Origin of the sequence: Serratia sp. CY40230 (genome assembly GCF_052168835.1) — a bacterium.
Taxonomy (GTDB): Bacteria; Pseudomonadota; Gammaproteobacteria; order Enterobacterales; family Enterobacteriaceae; genus Serratia; species Serratia nematodiphila.
In genome coordinates, this window is sequence record NZ_JBJNLX010000007.1 from 137,223 (window position 1) to 155,244 (window position 18,022).

Annotated in this window: 13 protein-coding genes; 7 read left to right on the plus strand and 6 right to left on the minus strand. The window is 62.3% G+C overall.

From position 1 onward, the window contains the following. Nucleotides 1-40 precede the first annotated feature (40 nt). The 4 genes from ACJ8IJ_RS22185 to ACJ8IJ_RS22200 form a co-directional block, all read right to left on the minus strand. Complete coding sequence (locus ACJ8IJ_RS22185) at nt 41-2,617, minus strand: fimbria/pilus outer membrane usher protein (protein WP_442518920.1); 2,577 nt, start codon at nt 2,615-2,617, stop codon at nt 41-43. Between the two features lie 61 nt (nt 2,618-2,678). Then, nucleotides 2,679-3,383, minus strand: a complete 705-nt coding sequence (locus ACJ8IJ_RS22190) for a fimbria/pilus periplasmic chaperone (protein ID WP_440484824.1) — start codon at nt 3,381-3,383, stop codon at nt 2,679-2,681. A gap of 59 nt (nt 3,384-3,442) precedes the next feature. Next, the gene (locus ACJ8IJ_RS22195; RefSeq protein WP_442518921.1) at nt 3,443-3,976 is read right to left on the minus strand and encodes a fimbrial protein; all 534 of its coding nucleotides are present in this window, start codon (nt 3,974-3,976) and stop codon (nt 3,443-3,445) included. A gap of 111 nt (nt 3,977-4,087) precedes the next feature. Next, nucleotides 4,088-4,474 (minus strand): winged helix-turn-helix domain-containing protein, encoded by a 387-nt coding sequence (locus tag ACJ8IJ_RS22200; protein WP_154871826.1) that lies wholly within the window; start codon nt 4,472-4,474, stop codon nt 4,088-4,090. A 1,054-nt stretch (nt 4,475-5,528) separates the two neighbouring features. Between ACJ8IJ_RS22200 and pdxR the strand changes: the two genes are divergently transcribed. Continuing rightward, a complete protein-coding gene (pdxR, locus tag ACJ8IJ_RS22205; RefSeq protein ID WP_442518922.1) occupies nt 5,529-7,022 on the plus strand; it encodes a MocR-like pyridoxine biosynthesis transcription factor PdxR in 1,494 nt (497 codons plus the stop codon). Here the strand turns inward: pdxR and ACJ8IJ_RS22210 are convergent. Beyond that, nucleotides 7,019-7,936: a DMT family transporter gene (locus ACJ8IJ_RS22210; RefSeq protein WP_015379350.1), complete on the minus strand. Its 918-nt coding sequence runs from the start codon at nt 7,934-7,936 to the stop codon at nt 7,019-7,021. The genes pdxR and ACJ8IJ_RS22210 overlap by 4 nt on opposite strands. Nucleotides 7,937-8,229: 293 nt before the next feature. On the opposite strand from ACJ8IJ_RS22210, the gene ACJ8IJ_RS22215 reads away from it, so the two are divergent. The 3 genes from ACJ8IJ_RS22215 to ACJ8IJ_RS22225 are packed head-to-tail and all read left to right on the plus strand — an operon-like array spanning nt 8,230 to nt 14,602. After that, nucleotides 8,230-9,471 (plus strand): SrfA family protein, encoded by a 1,242-nt coding sequence (locus ACJ8IJ_RS22215; RefSeq protein ID WP_033645629.1) that lies wholly within the window; start codon nt 8,230-8,232, stop codon nt 9,469-9,471. Continuing rightward, a complete protein-coding gene (locus ACJ8IJ_RS22220; RefSeq protein WP_325962829.1) occupies nt 9,471-12,416 on the plus strand; it encodes a virulence factor SrfB in 2,946 nt (981 codons plus the stop codon). The genes ACJ8IJ_RS22215 and ACJ8IJ_RS22220 overlap by 1 nt, the downstream gene beginning before the upstream one ends. Beyond that, nucleotides 12,413-14,602, plus strand: coding sequence for a virulence factor SrfC family protein (locus tag ACJ8IJ_RS22225; protein ID WP_442518923.1), 2,190 nt, complete (start codon nt 12,413-12,415; stop codon nt 14,600-14,602). Before ACJ8IJ_RS22220 ends, ACJ8IJ_RS22225 begins: the two co-directional genes overlap by 4 nt. Before the next feature lie 33 nt (nt 14,603-14,635). On the opposite strand, the gene ACJ8IJ_RS22230 is transcribed toward ACJ8IJ_RS22225, so the two are convergent. After that, nucleotides 14,636-15,535, minus strand: coding sequence for a LysR substrate-binding domain-containing protein (locus ACJ8IJ_RS22230; protein WP_015379354.1), 900 nt, complete (start codon nt 15,533-15,535; stop codon nt 14,636-14,638). 142 nt (nt 15,536-15,677) lie between these two features. Here ACJ8IJ_RS22230 and ACJ8IJ_RS22235 point away from each other — a divergent pair, with 142 nt between their 5' ends. From ACJ8IJ_RS22235 to ACJ8IJ_RS22245, 3 genes are read left to right on the plus strand one after another with little or no spacing between them, the layout of a single operon-like run. Then, nucleotides 15,678-16,688 carry an aldo/keto reductase gene (locus ACJ8IJ_RS22235; RefSeq protein WP_004930952.1) on the plus strand — a complete coding sequence of 337 codons (1,011 nt, stop codon included), beginning with the start codon at nt 15,678-15,680 and terminating at the stop codon, nt 16,686-16,688. Between the two features lie 56 nt (nt 16,689-16,744). Continuing rightward, nucleotides 16,745-17,542 carry an SDR family NAD(P)-dependent oxidoreductase gene (locus tag ACJ8IJ_RS22240; RefSeq protein WP_004930955.1) on the plus strand — a complete coding sequence of 266 codons (798 nt, stop codon included), beginning with the start codon at nt 16,745-16,747 and terminating at the stop codon, nt 17,540-17,542. Nucleotides 17,543-17,578: 36 nt separating this feature from the next. After that, nucleotides 17,579-17,995, plus strand: coding sequence for an SRPBCC family protein (locus ACJ8IJ_RS22245; protein ID WP_031300306.1), 417 nt, complete (start codon nt 17,579-17,581; stop codon nt 17,993-17,995). Nucleotides 17,996-18,022 lie beyond the last annotated feature (27 nt).

Sequence of the window (18,022 nt, forward strand, 5' to 3'; positions counted from 1 at the left end):
GCAGCCGTGCCCGACGGCGTTCCCGAGCAAAAAATAGGTCTCATCGTTCTGCGCCAACGCCGCTGCGACACGGCGCGCTAAAGCGCTGCAACACCGGCTGACCGCCTTTCTGCTGCGGCATCAGCACGTAATTCAGGGCGCACTGCGCAGCGCGATCCGCCCCCCAGCGAACGCGCAACGCCCCCCTGTCCTGAGCGACGCGCGCATAAACCAGCCCGCCCTGCCCCACGGCGCCAACCACGGCGCCGCCTTCTTCGAGCACTTCGGCGCCGAACGGCGCCGGCGCACCGGCGGCAGCGGTATCGATCAGAATCGGAGAGCCCTGGCGGGCGTTGTATTTCACTTTCACCACTGCGCCGGAATAAGGCGCGACCTTCTGCATGGTCTCATCCATTTCAAGGTCAGAGGCGCTGCCCTTGGGATCCAGACTGATTTCATTCAGCTGATACGGCGTCAAATACGGCACCAACGCATAGCCTTGCGCATCCACATACACCCCTGGATAAGCGGAGACGCTGGCGCCTTCGGCCCCTTTCGCCTCCACCAACGCGAACGTTTCCGAGCCGTAAGAGCTGAACGAGACGCCGCCGGCATGCCCCACGACGGTGCCGCTTAGCCCGGCGGAGGCGCTGCGGTAGCCTTTACCGGAACTGTAAGCGCCGCTGAGCAGCGCCGCCTGACTGCGATACTGACCGTTTACCGAACCGCTGCCGCCATTGCGATTGGCGTTCATCGCGCTCATGCCGTAACTGAACCGACTGTCGGCCCCCAGGTTGCCGGAGAGGGTGGCCTGCTGGCTCGATAACCCGTCGCTGTCATGCGCCAGTCCGAGCCGCAGCTGCGGCGTGCCGGCCTTGTCACGGCGCCCTAACGGCAGGCTGAAATTCAGCAGATAGCTGTTTTGCGTCCGGCCATTGCTCGCCTGGCTGCGCGTCATGTTCAACCCGTAGGTGACGGCTTTATAGCTGTTGCTATACCCCAACTGATACTGCTTGTCGCTGCCCTGCCCATTCCAGTAATCCTGCACAGAGCCGCTGACATACAGCTGCCCCCATCCAGACGCCAACCCCTGCGAAATGGAAAACGTCACCCGATTGCGCGCGCGCGCGATATCGCCCTCTCCGCCGCCTTGCCTCAGCCGGTCGCGCGTTTGCATAGCGGTCATGAAATCCATATAGCCGGAGGTAGAGAATCGGTAAGCGGCCAGCGACAGGCTGCTGCCGATGTCATTCACGGTTTTGCTGTAGCTGAGCCGATAGCTCTGCCCGCTCTGACGCCGCTCGCGGCCCAGACGGCTATCGCTCTGCGTCACATCGAAACCAAGTGCGCCCAGCGAGGAACCGACGGCCCCACCCAACTGCACGGCCTGATAATCTCGGGCGGCCTGCAGGCCGCCGTAGGCGGTGAACGCATTGGATAAACCACGCTGGTAGGTGGCCTGGTACAGCCAGGGCTTTTCCCGCAGGCTGTCATTGTCGGCCTTGCCAACAACGACTTCGTACCGATTGGCGCCTGGTCGCAGCAGTTGGGTGACCGCCGCATAAACCACAGTAAAGACGCTTTGCGCGCCATCGGCTTCACGCACCGTCACTTCCAGATCGCCGCCGTAACCGGTGGGATACAGATCGTCGATCAGAAATGCCCCCGGCGTTACCGAGGTCTGATAGATGACCTGCCCCCCTTGCCGCACGGTCACCTGCGCGTTGCTTCTGGCGATGCCGCGGATTTCCGGCGCATAGCCGCGCTGCGATTCCGGCAGCATGCGCTCATCGCTGGCCAGCTGCACGCCGTTAAACGCCAGCGTATCGAACAGTTGGCCGGTGGTGTTCGCCTGGCCGATCACGCCTCTGCCCTTCAGCGGCGGAATATCGCGCTGCAGGAAGGTGTTAATGCTGTCGTATTGCGAAATGCCGTTTTGCGTCCAGCTATAGGCACCGTTATGGCGCAAATACCAGGCGCCGAGGTTGGCCCCGCCGGACAAACCGGCGTAGACGGAGTTATAGTCCGCTCCACGAGACGTGCTGGAATAGCCGTTCAAGTTGTAATTAAGAAACAACGTCGAGACGCCGCTGTCCCACTGCGCGGCGTCAACGCTGCCGCGCGCGGCCTTGCGCATATAAATCTGCGGCACCACGATATCCAGCCGCTGCTCGCCGCTGTCGAAGTTGATCTGCGCATCAGGGATCTGCCGCGGCAGATTAAAACAGGGTTCACCCTGCGCCAATGGCGCCAGCGCTCCCGCCGGCAGCGCGGCGTCGTTAAAAGCGATGCTATTGACAATAGCCGGCGTCAGGCAAGGATACAGACTCTCATCGGCGCGGCTGCGAAATTCGATTTCTTTATTGCCAAAGGCCTCGTCATTGATAAACAACGCCACCCGATGCGTGCCGGCCAGCCCGGCAGCCCCGCGCGCAAAGCGCGCCAGATCGACGCCAGCGCGATCGCTCAGGTTAAGAAACGACGAGTCGAATTCGACCTTTCCGGCGATGGCCTGCGGCGCACGGTCGTCGGCACACGCCTGAGCACCGCTTAATGCGCCGAGCACGCACAGCGCCGCCGGCGTTAAGCGCGCAGAGGCCGTGCGAAGGCCATGCGCAACGCTAACATATTCGGTCATGAACTTTTTTCCGCAAGGTTCGGCTGCTGCCGATGAGGCATTAAATGGCGATGTGCTTCGCTTACTTCACCAGCGCATCGAATTTATTGACAGCGCCGTAGTCATTGACGAATTCAATGGCGATCTGGGTTCCCGCGGCGGCGCGCATACCGTTAAACATCAGCGAGGAATGCGGCGCGATCATTTGCCCTTCACTTTCCTTGCCATTGACGGCCAAACTCACCAACGAGACGAAATACGGCGTCGGGTTGAACGCCTTCACGCCGCCCGGCGCGGCAGACCACGTCACTTTCTGCGCCGCGTCATTGGCGTCGCCGTTCAAGCCCGCCGGACGGAAAAACAGCTTGATGCGCGAACGAAAAGCCATTTGCAGCAGGCTGGCATCATCTTTGAGCTGTTTCTTGGCCGGGATTTCCAGCACGTTCAACCAGAAAACGCTTTCTTTATCCATCGGCAGCGCCGCCCCGGTATAGCTCAGGCGCAAGGTTTGCCCTTTGCCCGGATCGACGCGATTAATCGGCGGCGTCAAAATAAAAGGCACGCGGATATTTTCCGGCTTCGCCGTCATATCACCGTCATCGATCCAGCTTTGAATCAATACCGGCGCTTTACCGACATTGTTCAATTTAACGGTGACATCCTTCGCTTCCGAGGAATAAATAACGCGCGTACCGCTAATCACCACGCTGGCAAATGTCATTGTCGAAAAAAGAGAAATAACTGCAAGCAAGAAAGCCTGCGATAAAATACGAGCCTGTCTGCTCATAATAATCGCCCCAATAAATAGCAGAGAAACAGGGGGAAACTCCCCCCTTGGAATACGGGTTATTTATATTGCAGTGAATATACGACGTTGCTTACCACCGAGCCGGCGGTCGCGGCGCCCATGGCATAATATTCAACCGTATACGGCAGGGTCGCCATGCCATTGGTGATGGTGTAATAGGTAGCGTTCGCTATCTGGTTTTGACTGCCCGCTACGATCGGATTGAGCGCTCCGGAGCCTTCACGCAGCTGCAGCACGACGTTTTTCGCCGTGCCCGTAAGGTTGCGCAGGCGTCCGCTTGAATCCACGCCGGGGCCAGCTTCAAAGAACGCCGTCGTGGTTTTCAAGGCGCCCTGGCAATTATTCAACTTCAGCTCAAACGCCGTGCGACCTGCAGTCCAGCTCATCACGCTCAGCTGACTCTCGCTTACAGCCGGCAAAGCAACATTACCATCGGCTTCCTGCCCATTGACCCGTACATCACAGGTCATCGTAGATACAGTGCCGCTAAAATTGATCGTCCCGGTGCTGGCGGCTTGCACCTGACCAACGCAGCCCAGCAAGGCCAATCCTATTACGGAGGTCTTTTTCATATATACTCCTGATGATTTTAATTATAACGCGTTCTATTTCCGTAGGTGATAGCCAGCGGGAACGAGCTCCTTGAGCAATACGTTATTTCATGCAACGCACGTTCAATAAGCTCACTCGTAGAACAAAGGTATAACGATAGGATTATTCAGGGTATAACCCGACCCCCTCACATTCACTATGAAGTCGTGCGGCAAACCGATGGCATCGAGCCGTATCCTCAGCTCTTTAATGGTTTGCCAAAGTTTTTGGCTGGACGAAGAATAATGATTTTCATCCCAGACTTTTTTCAGTATTTCATTCTTCGAAAGCTGCCGGCCTTTACCATATTGAATCAGCAAAAAAACCAGCAGCCGCACCATGGCATCATTGAGCGTCACGGCACTAAATAACACCAGTTTTTCCGGCGATAAAGAATTAATGCGCACCAGCCGCTTATTAGCGATATCGAGTTGTATATCGTTATCGATGATAAAACCAAAAAGATTGCGTTCCATCATGTCATTCCCTGGATAAAATAAAAAACAAATAACTCATAATCATAATATCGCTATGACATTATAATTTCAGAACACTCTGAGACAATCCCTGCTAACTAATCAGCCATAATGACCATAAACGTCATAAAACAGATTTAATGTCCATTAAAGTTCGGCCTCGCCTTATTTTTGACCAAGGCAATAAAGTTATCAGAAAAAAATATCAAATCCGTCATTCTTTTAGCGGTGAGTCTTTCACTCTGCATTTTCGGATAAACTAGCTGAAAACTTCAAAAACCTAAAAAAGCGTTACTTTTTTTAGACCCAACCTCTCATCAGCATTCCGCATTACAACGCTGAGAGCCTGTTCTCTGCGCGCCATCAGCGCCTCTCTCCTCGTTTGAATGACCTGGAGCAATGATACAGATAAAAACACCTTTTCAGATGTATATGTTGATTTTTTAATATAATTCAGAACAAAATAACACCAAATGAGTAAAAATAGATTTTAATGAACAAAAAATAGATTTAATTAATAGTTAGCAGCATATCTGACTTATACTTTCGATAAATTTTAATAATTTAAATAGAATTAAATTTCATCCAAAACGCCAATTAACAAACATAAACACCAAAAATTAACATTTACACCATTAATGAACCGTATTTAGACTCTTACAGGGCAAAAGCCGGTCCCCGCTACGTTCACGAATCATCGTCACGCGCCCTATCCGGGGAGAATTTCTCGAGCTTATTCATTTGCCGCGACCCTCCTCACATCGTTTATTATCGTGCGCTTTATTCAGCGCTGATCCTGTTCACTCAGGCAAATCACATTCAACGCCGCTCGCGATATAAATGCTCTACGTCCGCGATGAAAACAGTCGCCACGCCGACAGGCACAAGGAATCAGCAACATTACCTCCTCTATATCGACAGTCAGGCGTCACTAAATTATGGCGAGGCTGAAACAATCGCCATGCCGCGGCACCGCGAATTCGGCAACGCATGCATGGCGGGATAAAGTGGTTTACTCTGCCTAAGCGATTTCTTTTTTTAATGTGGACCGGAATCCATGCCCAGAACAGCCCAAGTCGTTGACGTCCCCGCCCTCGGCGAGATTGACCGCCAGGCGGGGCAGCTTAGCCACCAGCTGGCGCAGGCCCTGCGCCGGGCCATTCACAAAGGCGATCTGAAAGCGGGCGATCTGCTGCCCTCGACGCGCCGGCTGTCGGCGGCGCTGGATCTGGCGCGCGGCACGGTGTTGGAAGCCTTTGCTCAGCTGACGGCGGAAGGCTTTCTCGAACCGCAGCCCGGCTCCGGCACCCGGGTCGCCCACTATCAGGCGCCGCGCCGCACGCCGCACGCCACGGCGCAGGCGAGTTCGGCGGTAGCGGTTCCGCTTTCTTCACAGGCGCAGCATCTGGCGCGCTTTGCCACGCAGGCGCGGGCGCTGCCGCCGGTGCCGTTCACTGTGTCAGTGCCAATCGGCGATACCGCGCCCGACGATATCTGGCGGCGGCTCGGCAACCGCATCCGCGCCCGCGGCCCCGGCGCGCCGTCGGGCTACGGCGATCCGCTGGGCGCACTGCCGCTGCGCGAAGCCATCTGCGACTATGTGCGCCGTTCCCGCTCGGTAAACTGTACGCCGCAGCAAATCCTCATCACCTCCGGCACCCAACAGGGCCTGTATCTGGCCGCGCAGATCCTGTTGGATGCCGGCGACAGCGCCTGGGTCGAAGATCCTGCCTACGCCGGCATTACCGCCATTTTCGATAGCCTGTTCCGCGATCGGCGCATGATTAGGGTGCCCGTCGCCGACGACGGCATCGACGTCGCCGCCGGCGTGCGCCTGGCCGCCAATGCCCGCGCCGCCTTTGTCACGCCGTCGCATCAGTATCCGCTGGGCATGCCGATGAGCATGGCGAAAAGAAGCGCCCTGCTGGCCTGGGCCAGAGAGCGGCAAGCCTGGATCGTGGAAGACGATTACGACAGCGAGATGCGCTACGCCGGCCACCCGTTCCCTTCGCTGCAGGGGCTGGCACCCGAGCGGACGCTTTATCTCGGCACCTTCAGCAAGGTGCTGTTCCCTTCGCTGCGGCTGGGTTACGCCGTCGTGCCGCCGCCGCTGGTCGACGCCTTTTGCGGCGCCAGGATCCTGATGGATCGCCATCCACCCAGCGCGGATCAATACGTGCTGGCCGCCTTTATTGCCGAAGGGTATCTCGACCGGCATATCCGCAAAATGCGCGGCGTCTACGCCGAGAAGCGTCGGGTGCTGATCGAGGCGATCAACGCGTACATCCCGGCCGAGCTAGCGGTGGTGCAGCCCTGCGATCAGGGCATGCACATGGTGCTGTGGTTGAGAAAAGATCTCGACGACGTGCGGGTCGCCCTGCTGGCCAACGAAGCCGGGTTGGCGCTGCGGGCGGTGTCGCCGATGTATGCGCCCGGCCACGGTGAGCCGGGCCTGGTGCTGGGATTGGGCGGTTACGCCGACCGCCAGGTGCAACAGGCGGTGGAACGGCTCGGACAGGTGATCCTGGCCTGCGCCGGCAGCGGCGCCTAGCGGGAAAAACGTTTGGCGCCGAACACGCAAACCACCACGCCGGCCATCACGGCGATCATCATCGGCTGGACGGTCTCATGCAGCAGCCAGCCCGCCAGCGCCAGGCCGAAGAACGGCTGCAGCAGCTGCAACTGCCCGACGGCGGCGATGCCGCCCTGCGCCAGGCCGCGATACCAGAAAATAAACCCAATCCACATGCTGAACACCGAGACGTAAACCAGCGACAGCCAGGCAGCGCCGCTGACCACGGGCCAGGCGGCCGGTGCCGCCAGCCAGGTGGCCGCCAGCGTCAACGGCAAGGCGACCACCAGCGCCCAGGAGATCGCCTGCCAGCCGCCGATCCGGCGCGACAGCACCGCCCCTTCGGCATAACCCAGGCCGCACAGCAACACCGCCCCGACCATCAGCGCATCCCCTTGCCAGGCGCCGCCGCTCCCCTGGCTCAACGCGAAAGCGCCCACCAGCACGGCGCCGACGCCTGAAAAAGCCCAAAAAGCGGGCTTGGGCCGCTCTCCGCCGCGCAAAACGCCAAAACCGGCGGTCGCCAGCGGCAGCAGGCCGATATACACCAGCGAATGCGCCGAGGTGGTGTGCTGCAGCGCCAGCGCCGTCAGCAGCGGAAAACCGATGACTACGCCAAGCGCCACAAACAGCAGCGGCGGCAAATCGGCCCGCGTCGGCCGCGCCTGCCGGGTGATCAGCAGCGCACACAGGGCCAGCAAAGCGGCGATCGCCGCCCTGACCGCCGTCAGAAACAGCGGATCGAGCTCCAGCACCGCCACCCGGGTGGCGGGCAACGAGCCGCTGAAGATCATCATGCCAAGAAAACCGTTCATCCAGCCCTGGGCCGAATGACCGGCGGCGGGATGTGCAGGGGTAACAACGAGAGTTTTTGCAGACTGACTGTCCGTCATGTGAACGCTCCGCACGCCTGAGGCATACCGAAATCGGCAACCCGCGAGGCGATGTCATAGTGAAAGAGAACATCGTTGCCCGGCTCGTTTGCCGGGGCTGCGTTCTATTTTTCAGATAAAGCGGTTCACAGACAGGTCCAGATAGTGAAATTTTTACTGTGCCGGTTAGCAAAGCGCGCCGCTAACGCCAAAGAAGGGCGTTTTTCGGGCTGTCCTTGGCCGTTTGGCGGCCCTGCCTGCGGGGTATCATGGACTTTTATGCGTTTTTGTAGAACAGGACAAGGTGCGGCGCCGTGGTGAAACCCTTCTTACGCAGTGGCAGTTTGGATGATGTGCTGGCTTTAGGCGAGAACGGGCAACCGGTCTACGCCTGCGCGCAGCAGCTGCGGGAAACCCTGCGCCTTCGCCGGCAGCAGCAGGCCGCCGACTGTCTGGCGATCCCCCAGCCGAACGAAAGCGGCACCCGCATCGACTGGTATGCGCCCTTCCCCGGCAAAGTCACCTCCTGGCTGGCGGCGAGCGATGCCCAGCGCGCGCAGGCGGTACGGCACCTGGAACACTGCCTGACGACCTTCCGCAGCCTGACGGAACAGGCCCTGGCGACCGATCACCCCAGCCATCGCCTGTTCGGCGCGCTGCTGGCCAAAGCGATGCACATACCCGACCCCAACCACGTTTACCTGGTGGACGATCGACCGGTGCTGACCTTCTGGGGCTTTATCAAGCCGCAGGCGCAGAGCCCGAACGATCCGTTGGCCTGCCTGCGCCCGATCGAAGCAGAGATGAAAGTCGAAGTGGAAAAACCGGTGCCGATCGCCGCCGCTCCGCGTAAACCAGCGGTTGTCGAACCGGTAAAACCGGCCCCGGCCGCCGAGCCCGAACCGGCGCCCGCCCCGGCAGCGCCTATCGAATCCCCTGCCGCTCGCCGGCGCCACGCTCTCTGGCTGTTGCCCGTACTGTTGCTTGGCAGTGCGGCGCTGGCCGCCTGGCTGCACCGCTCACCGCCGCCGCAACCGGCGATACCGGCTGAGGTACGGCATCCGGCGCCGCCGAAAAAAACCGCCGCGCCGTTGCCCAAGCTGCGCTTGCCGCTGGCGCACGCGACGCTGATGCCGCCGCCCCCGGCGCCGGCCATCCCGCAACCGCTGGACAAAAATGCGCTGGTGCTGCCGCCCGAGGCGGTGAAGGCCGGTTCCACCCGTTTCCTTAACGGCAAATGGCGCGCCACGGTGGCGCTGAAAGACCCGATTACCGGCAAGCGCCCCGGTCTGCAATACCGTCTGAACGGCGGCAAGGGCAGCGCCGTCATCGCCTACGGCGACGGCGTCAGCTGCCGGGTGGCGGTCGAAGCCGGGCTGATGCAGTCCGGCAATCTGGTGATCAACAGCCGCACCAAGGCGCGCTGCAGCGACGGCAGCCGCTACCAGATCCCGGAGATCGTCTGCCGCCAGGGCGAAACCGGCGCGGCAGAGTGCACCGGCCGCTACGATGCGGACACCACCTATCCCATGACGTTCAAGCGCGAGAGTAAATGATGCTGGCACCTCTTACGGACTACAAACACGGCATTACGCTGATCCAGGACAGCGGCATTCAGTTTCTGGACTTTGCCCTGACCCCGCTGCTGGACGCCGAGTTTCCCGGCAAATTCGTGCGCAAGACCGCCAGCGGCCCGCTGCTGCGCCTGCAATGGGAGGCCGAGAGCGGCAAATACCAGTTGCCGGCCGTGGGCGACCAGGCCGCCGAAGTGGTGCGGCCGGAGTTCAGCTACCCGCTGCAGCAGTCGCTGCGCCTGCTGGATAAGCTCTGGCTGCCGCTGCCCTTCTTGCGCCACACCCCGGCGGGCCTGTTTTTGTCGGGCCCGGACAACTGGGCGCGCCTGCAGGTGGTGCAGCTGGATGAACCGGATCAGGACGGCAACCTGCTGCGCGTGGTGCTGGCCTTCGACACTCGCGCCGCCACGCCCGGCCAGGAGGCGCTGGCGCCGGGCGAAAGCGATCTCGGCGCCGATCTGAGCTTCGCGCTGGCGCACCGCAACCACGAGCTGGGCGAATTTCTCGATCTGACCTGGGTGGACGGCTGGCTGCGCGAGGCGTTCAGCCAGCGCGCCGCCGAGCGGGAACAGCGCGCCGAGACGGAGATCAACGCCGGGCTGAAAACCTTCGAGTATCAGGCGCACTACCTCAACCTGTTGCACATGCTCGGCCACCAGCTGGCGGTGCCGCAGATAAAAATGGTGGCGGCAACGCTGCAGCAACCGGCGATCGGCGTCGATCTGGTGCTGGACGTCGGCAACTCGCACACCTGCGGCGTGCTGGTCGAAGACCACCCGGAAGAGAGCAACGGCCTGAAGCAAACCTACGAGCTGCAGCTGCGTTCGCTGTCTGAACCGCACCGCGTCTACAACGAGCTGTTCGAGAGCCGGGTGGAGTTTTCTCAGGCCAGCTTCGGCAAGCCGCATCTGTCGTTCCAGAGCGGGCGCGACGACGCCTTCCAGTGGCCGTCCATCACCCGCGTCGGCCGCGAAGCCGCGCAGCTGGCGCAGCGGCGAACAGGCCATGAAGGCACCACCGGCATTTCCAGCCCGCGCCGCTACCTGTGGGACGAGGAGCGCTATGCGCCCGGCTGGCGCTTCAACGAGCGGCACGAGCCGATGGCCGCCGCCGCGCCGTTGACCACCCTGATCAACGACGAAGGCGTGCCGCTGTCCGCCCTGCCGACGGCGCAACGGCTGCCGGTGTTCGCCGCCCATTACAGCCGCAGCGCGGTGATGACGCTGATGCTGAGCGAGCTGCTGGCGCAGGCGCTGATGCAGATCAACAGCATCGCCCAGCGCAGCCGCATGCCGAACGCCGCCGCGCCGCGCCGTTTGCGCGCCATCATTCTGACGCTGCCTTCGGCGATGCCGAAACCGGAGCGCGAGATCTTCCGCCGCCGCATGCAGGAGGCGATCGGGCTGGTGTGGAAGGCCCTCGGCTGGCACCCGCAGGATGCGCCGTTCGACGGCGCGCACGCCCACTTCCCGGCGCCGCAGGTGCAGATGGAGTGGGACGAGGCCACCTGCGGTCAGATGGTCTATCTGTACAACGAAACCCAGGTGAACTTCGCCGGCCGCACCGACGCCTTTTTCGCCGCCATGGCCCGGCCCGACCGGCCGCTGGCGCCGGGTGAGCAGGCGGGAAAAACGCTGCGTATCGCCTCCATCGACATCGGCGGGGGCACCACGGATCTGGCGATCACGCACTATTCGCTCGACGACGGCGTGGGCAACAACATCAAAATCAACCCGCGCCTGCTGTTCCGCGAGGGCTTTAAAGTCGCCGGCGACGATATCCTGCTGGACGCCATCCAGCAGTTTATCCTGCCCGCCGTGCAGCAGGCATTCGAAGCCGCCGGCGTGAGCACCGCCCCGGCGCTGATGGACAGGCTGTTCGGCAACGAAGGGCGCATGGACGGGCTTTCCACCCTGCGTCAGCAGGCCGCGCTGCAGATCTTCATGCCCGCCGGACGCGCGCTGCTCGGCGCCTATGAAGAATACGACCCGCTGGACAACCGGGCGGAAATCGCCGCCAGCCTGGGCGATCTGCTGCCGCAGCCGCCGACGCCGCAGGTGCTGGCGTTTATCAACGGCGAAGTGCAGCGCGAAGCCGACAGCAACGCCTTCGATATCCTGCACACCCCGCTGGTGATCCGCCTGGCCGATCTGCACGCCGCCTTCTTGTCCGATCGCATCGGCATCGGCCGCTGCCTGCGCCTGCTGGCCGAGGTGGTGGCGCTGTATACCTGCGACGTACTGCTGTTGACCGGCCGCCCGGCGCGTTTTCCCGGCGTGCAGGCGTTGCTGCGCCATCTGCAGCCGCTGCCCGCCAGCCGTATTCTGCCGCTCGAGGGGTATCACACCCGCAGCTGGTACCCGTTCAACAAACGCGGCCGCATCGACAACCCAAAATCCACCGCCGCGGTGGGCGCCATGCTGTGCCTGCTGGCGATCGACCTGCGGCTGGAGAGCTTTTACTTCAACGTCGGGGATTTCCAGCCCTACTCCACCATTCGTTATCTGGGCATGCTGGACGGTAACAACATGCTGGCGGACGATAACGTCTATTACCGCGACATCGATCTGGATCGCGCCGATTTCGCGCTCGATCCCGCCGGCAGCTTCCAGCTGCGCGGCCCGCTGCGTCTGGGGTTCCGCCAATTGGACAACGAACGCTGGCCGGCCTCGCCACTCTATACGCTGACCATCAATGATGCCCAGCTGGCGCGCAAACTGGCCGGCGATGCGGTGATCAGCCTGCGGCTGGCCATCACCGCCAGCGCCGAACAGGGTGCCGAAAGCGTCAAGATCGCGCAGGCGTTGCTGGCCGACGGCAGCCCCGTCCCGGCGCACCACCTGCAACTGAAACTCAATACCCTGGCTGCCAGCGCCTCCGGCGCGACCCACTACTGGATAGACAGCGGGAGCATTTACCCACGATGAACACGCAAACCTTCACCCCTGCGGCTCCGAATAACGCGCTCAGCGCCGGCATTTTGCAAGCTATCGGCTGGGTGGACGCCGCTCGCCGGCAATCCCCCCGCCTGGAGCGGGAGGCCGATCGCCTGACGCTGCGCCTGCGCCGTTGCCATAACCGCGCCGCACGGTTGGAAAACACATGCCCTGCGCAGGTCGCCATCGGTTTGTATGGCCACAACGCCGCCGCCAAGGCCCATCTGCTGGCGGCGCTGGCGCCTGGCGCAAAGCACTTCAACGCGGACCTTTCGCTCGCGGTGCGCTACTGCACGGCGGCCGAGGCGGGGCCCGCCGAGTATCCGATCGCCCTCGCCCTGCTCAATGAAGCGCAGTGGCTGGCCATCACGCTCGATGCCGCCGCGATGGGCGGCTTCCGGCTGGACTGGGACGCCCGCGCGATCGCCGGCCATCTGCAAACGTTGGCGCGCCACCGCCAAGCCATCGCCCCCGACGGCCTCAGCGACGGCGATGTGCTGGCGCTGTGGGATAGCCAACGCCGCCACGGCGACAAGGGGCAACAGACGCTGGACAGGCATTTCTGGCCGCAGGCCGTGGCGCTGGCGCCGCAGCTGAGCATCGACGATCGCGCGCGCCTGTTTGCGCCGCTGTGGGGAGAGGAACCGACGCTGACGACGCATTATCGCCAGCTGGCACACACGCTGCATGCCCTCGGTGGCAGCCGACAGGTTCATGCCCCGCGCCGCGCCTTGACGCTGCTGACCGCGAGCGCCGCACCGGAAAACACGGCAATCGTCGTGATGGCCGAACACGGCGGTGAACGGGAGATCGCGCTGAGCGATCTGGTCTGGCTGACCGCCGAAGTCACCACCGTTCTGCCGCAAACCGCGCAGGCGGGCCTGCCCGCCGACGTGGCGCTGATCGACCTGCCCGGCAGCTGCGCCCGCCCGCAGGCGGAACCGACGCAGCGGCTGCAACAGGCGAAACGCGCCCATTTGCTGGCCCGCTGCGCGGACGGCCTGCACGCCAACCTGCTGCTGGTGGCCGATGCCGCCGCCACGCCGCAGGACGCCGCGCGCATCGGCCAGGCGCTCGCCGGTTGGGTCGACCACACCCAGGGGGAAACCCCGGCGCTGCGCCAGCGCCGCAAACCCGGTTTAATCTGGGCGATCACGCCGTTCGACCCACGCCAGGAAGGCAAACCGCGCCCTGACGACGCCGTTCAGCGCCAGGTCGGCGAACCCGGTGACAGCTGGGCCACACTGCTGGCGCTGGATGAGCAGGATTGCCGCCGCATGGTGAACTACCTGGCCGCACAGGCGCGCCCGGCCCACAAGCAAGCGCGCCTGCTCGAGCTGCGCGAAGAGTTGCAGCGCGAGCTGACGGAAAGCCTGCTCGGCAACTGGCTCACCGCCGCCGATCCATACGCGACCCAGCAACGCGCCCAACAGCTGCTGCGCGCGCTGCAGGCGCAGGCCGGCCGCCACGGCGAACTGCTGGAACGATTGTTGCCCCAGCGCGATACGCTGCGCCAGCTTTACCAGCAACAGCAGCACGCCGCGCCGACCCCGGCTACGCCTGCGCCGTTCGGGCTCGACATCGATCTGTTCGGCGCACCGGAAACCCCGGCGCCCGGCGAGCCCCCCACGTCACCCTTTGCCGCGCGGATATTCGCGGATTGGATCAACCATCTGCGCAGCCTGCCGGACAGCCGCCGCTTGCTGGATCTGCTCGGCGTCGACAAACCGCATCTCGAACTGCTGGTTGATGCGTTGATCGGCGCCGCCTGCCGCCAGCGGCTCGATGATGAGCTGGAGCGCGCGCTGTGCGCCGGCGGCCTGCCGGAACAGGGGGAAGATCGGCAGATCAGCCAGGCGTTGGCGCTGTTGGGCGACTTCGTCGCCTGGCTCGGCTTCCAGCGGCGCGATGCGGCAATGCGCCCCGAGAGCCGCGTCAATCCCGGCCAACCGATCTTTACCCCACCGCCGCAGCCGGCGGTGGACTGGAGCGGCCAGCAGCGGCTCACCCGGCTGGCACCGACGCCAACCAAAAATACCGCATTTTATATCTATGACTGGCTGATCGGCCTGCAGACCCTGCTGGCGGAAAATGCCGAGCAGGCGCAGCCCGCGCTGGCAGACGAGCAACGCGCCGACCTGGCGGCGATCGTCGCGGCCCTGCGCGCTGCGCCGTAGCGGGCGCCATCCGGGCCGGACACCGCCGCGCAGTCAGTGGCAGGCCGGCCCGGCCGACATCACTTCGCGGAAATGGGTGACCAGCGGGCGCAGGTTGGCCTTGTGCCACACGGCCCACAGCTGCGTGGTGTATTGCATCCAGGGCAGCTCGCGCAGCACCACGCCTTGCGGCGCGTTATGCCGCAGGCTGTGCTGGATCAGCGTCATCCCCAACCCGGCGGCGACCAACCCCAACGCAGTCAGCGGCTCGCCCGCCTCCAGCCGAATATCCGGATCGAACCCGGCCTTCACGCAGGCCGCCACGAAGTCGTCGCGCGAATGGGCATCCTCTTTGTGGATCACCGAGATCCAGGCCTGATCGGTGAGATCCGCCGGCTGCAGCGTTTCCCTGTCCGCCAGCGGATGCGTCTGCGGCAGGGCCAGCAACATGCGATCGTCCAACACCTGCGTATAGTCCAAATCCTGATCGTCGCGATCCGGCGCCGTATTGACCAGCGCCACGTCCAGGCTACGCTGCCGCAGCCCTTCCAGCTGCATGGAAGAAGGCTGGCTGTAAAGCACGATGTGCACATCCGGCCGGGACACCCGCAGCGACCGCAAGGCGTTCGACAAGACGCCGGAGTGCATCGCATTTTCGATATAGCCAATGCACAGCCCGCCGTCTTCCCCGCGCCCCAGACGGCGCCCAAGCGACTCGAGCCGGGTGGCGTGCGTCAACAGCGCGCGGGTTTCGGCCAGAAACGTCTGGCCGTCGGCGGTCAGGCGGATGCGCTGCTGATTGCGTTCGAACAGCATCAATCCGAGGCGCTCCTCAAGCTGGGAAATCTGCCGGCTCAGCGGTGACTGGGAAATGTGCAGCCGTTCGGCGGCGCGGCCGACGTGCTCTTCTTCCGCCACCGCCACAAAGTATTTCAACTGACGTAAATCGATCATGTGAGACCTCAAAGGACTTAACTTAGACAAATTATGTCCTATCAAGTCACAACTTGCCAAGTTATCTTTAGCCTCGTGACGGGGCAGACGCTGTATGAGCCCCACTAGTTTCCCTGAAAAGATAACGTATTGAGGATTCACCATGAGCATCAAAAATATTTTACCCGGCAAGATCGGTTTGGGCGGCGCGCCGCTCGGCAATATGTTCCGCGCCATTCCAGAAGAAGAAGCGCTGGCTACCGTAACCAGCGCCTGGGACTTGGGCATCCGCTACTTCGACACCGCACCGCTTTACGGTTCCGGCCTGTCGGAAATTCGCATGGGCGAAGCGCTCTCTCAGTACCCACGCGATGAGTTCGTGCTGAGCACCAAAGTGGGCCGCATCATGCTGGACGAAATGGAAGATCCCGCCGCCCGCGATCTGGGTGAGAAAGGCGGCCTGTTCGAACACGGTTTGAAAAACAAGATCCTGAACGACTACTCGGAAGAGGGCACGCTTCGCTCCATTGAACACAGCCTGAAGCGTCTTAAAACCGACCGTCTGGATATCGTCTGGATCCACGACGTCGCTCAGGATTTCTACGGCGACAGCTGGCTGGAACAGTTCAATATCGCCCGTACCGGCGCCTTCCGCGCACTGTCCCGCCTGCGTGACGAAGGCGTGATCAAAGCCTGGGGCCTCGGGGTCAACCGCGTCGAGCCTTGCGAACTGACGCTGGCGCTTGATGAGCCGAAACCGGATGCCTTCCTGCTGGCCGGCCGCTACAGCCTGCTGGATCACGAACGCGCCCTGCAACGCCTGATGCCGGAAGCGCTGGAACAGAATGTCGATATCGTCGTCGGCGGCCCATACAGCTCCGGCGTGCTGGCCGGCGGCGAACATTTCGAATATCAGAAAGCGTCCCCGGCTATTCGCCAGCAAGTCGCGAAAATCAAAGAGATCGCCGCTCGCTTCCAGGTAGACGTCAAAGCCGCCGCGCTGCAATTCGCGCTGGCTAACCCGGCCGTCGCCGCCGTGATCCCCGGTTCGAGCCGCCCTGGCCGCATGGCCGAAGATCTGGCTGCGCTGGATGCAGTGATCCCGGCTGAGTTCTGGGCGGAGATGCGCCGCCAGAAACTGGTGGCCGACAACGCGCCGCTGCCGATTCGTTAAGTTTTATGGGGCCGCCCCCCCGGCCCCATTACCCACATGACAGAGTGATATACATGATGAAACTGGATCTTTCAGGCAAAGTCGCCGTCGTCAGCGGCTCCACCTCCGGCATCGGTCTCGGCATCGCGCGCGGGCTTGCCAAAACGGGCGCCACCGTGGTGATCGTCGGCCGTCAGAAAGCCGGAGTCGATAACGCCATCGCCGACATCAGCGCCAACGTGCCCGGCGCGCAGGTACGCGGCGTGGTCGCCGATCTCGGCACCGAACAAGGGGCTGCAACCCTGTTCGCCGCGGAGCCGAAAGCCGACGTGCTGGTCAACAACCTCGGTATTTTCAACGATAAAGACTTCTTTACCGTGCCCGACAGCGAGTGGATGCACTTCTATAACGTCAACGTCCTCTCGGGCGTGCGTCTGGCGCGCCACTACGCGCAGAGCATGACCGAACAGGGCTGGGGACGCATTATTTTCGTGTCGTCCGAATCCGGCGTCGCCATCCCGGCGGATATGATCAACTACGGCGTGACCAAAAGCGCCAACCTGGCGGTATCTCACGGCCTGGCGAAACGCCTCGCCGGCACCGGCGTGACGGTCAACGCCATCCTGCCAGGGCCAACCTTTACCGAAGGCCTGCAGGAGATGCTGGCGGAAGCGGCGGCCAAATCCGGGCGCAGCGCGCGCGATCAGGCCGACGAGTTCGTTAAAACCGAACGCCCAAGCTCCATCATTCAACGCGCGGCGGACGTCGATGAAGTGGCCAACCTGGCCGTTTACCTTGCGTCTCCGCTGTCTTCGGCCACTACCGGCGCGGCGCTGCGCGTCGACGGCGGCGTCGTCGACACCCTGGCAATGTAATTCCGTACCCTAAACCGATATCAAGAGAGAAAGAAAATGGCTACTACATCCGTATCTATGAACATCCCGGCATCCGCCGACACCGTATGGCAACTGATCGGCGGCTTCGACGCCCTGCCTGACTGGCTGCCGTTCATTCCGAAAAGCGTCGTTTCTGAAGGCGGCCGCGTGCGCACTTTGACGACCTCTGACGGCGGCACCGTTATCGAGCGGCTGGAAGCGTTCGACAACCGTCAACGCAGCTACAGCTACTCCATCATGCAGGCGCCGTTCCCGGTGGTGAATTACCTGTCCACCCTGTCGGTACACGCCACCGACGACGCCAACGTGGCGCGCGTGGAATGGTCGGGCAGCTTCACGCCGGTCAATATCAGCGACGACGAAGCCGTCGCCCTGTTCCATGGCATCTACCAGGATGGCCTGGATGCGCTGAGCGGCAACTTCCCGCGCTAATGCGTGAACACTCCTCACGCTTACGGC

Excerpts from the sequence above, each read along its gene's own strand:
- ACJ8IJ_RS22200 (WP_154871826.1), bottom strand. The coding sequence starts at position 4,474 with ATGATGGAACGCAATCTTTTTGGTTTTATCATCGATAACGATATACAA.
- ACJ8IJ_RS22210 (WP_015379350.1), bottom strand. The coding sequence starts at position 7,936 with ATGACGGACAGTCAGTCTGCAAAAACTCTCGTTGTTACCCCTGCACAT.
- ACJ8IJ_RS22190 (WP_440484824.1), bottom strand. The coding sequence starts at position 3,383 with ATGAGCAGACAGGCTCGTATTTTATCGCAGGCTTTCTTGCTTGCAGTT.
- pdxR (WP_442518922.1), top strand. The coding sequence starts at position 5,529 with ATGCCCAGAACAGCCCAAGTCGTTGACGTCCCCGCCCTCGGCGAGATT.
- ACJ8IJ_RS22225 (WP_442518923.1), top strand. The coding sequence starts at position 12,413 with ATGAACACGCAAACCTTCACCCCTGCGGCTCCGAATAACGCGCTCAGC.
- ACJ8IJ_RS22235 (WP_004930952.1), top strand. The coding sequence starts at position 15,678 with ATGAGCATCAAAAATATTTTACCCGGCAAGATCGGTTTGGGCGGCGCG.
- ACJ8IJ_RS22195 (WP_442518921.1), bottom strand. The coding sequence starts at position 3,976 with ATGAAAAAGACCTCCGTAATAGGATTGGCCTTGCTGGGCTGCGTTGGT.
- ACJ8IJ_RS22185 (WP_442518920.1), bottom strand. The coding sequence starts at position 2,617 with ATGACCGAATATGTTAGCGTTGCGCATGGCCTTCGCACGGCCTCTGCG.
- ACJ8IJ_RS22240 (WP_004930955.1), top strand. The coding sequence starts at position 16,745 with ATGAAACTGGATCTTTCAGGCAAAGTCGCCGTCGTCAGCGGCTCCACC.
- ACJ8IJ_RS22220 (WP_325962829.1), top strand. The coding sequence starts at position 9,471 with ATGCTGGCACCTCTTACGGACTACAAACACGGCATTACGCTGATCCAG.
- ACJ8IJ_RS22230 (WP_015379354.1), bottom strand. The coding sequence starts at position 15,535 with ATGATCGATTTACGTCAGTTGAAATACTTTGTGGCGGTGGCGGAAGAA.
- ACJ8IJ_RS22245 (WP_031300306.1), top strand. The coding sequence starts at position 17,579 with ATGGCTACTACATCCGTATCTATGAACATCCCGGCATCCGCCGACACC.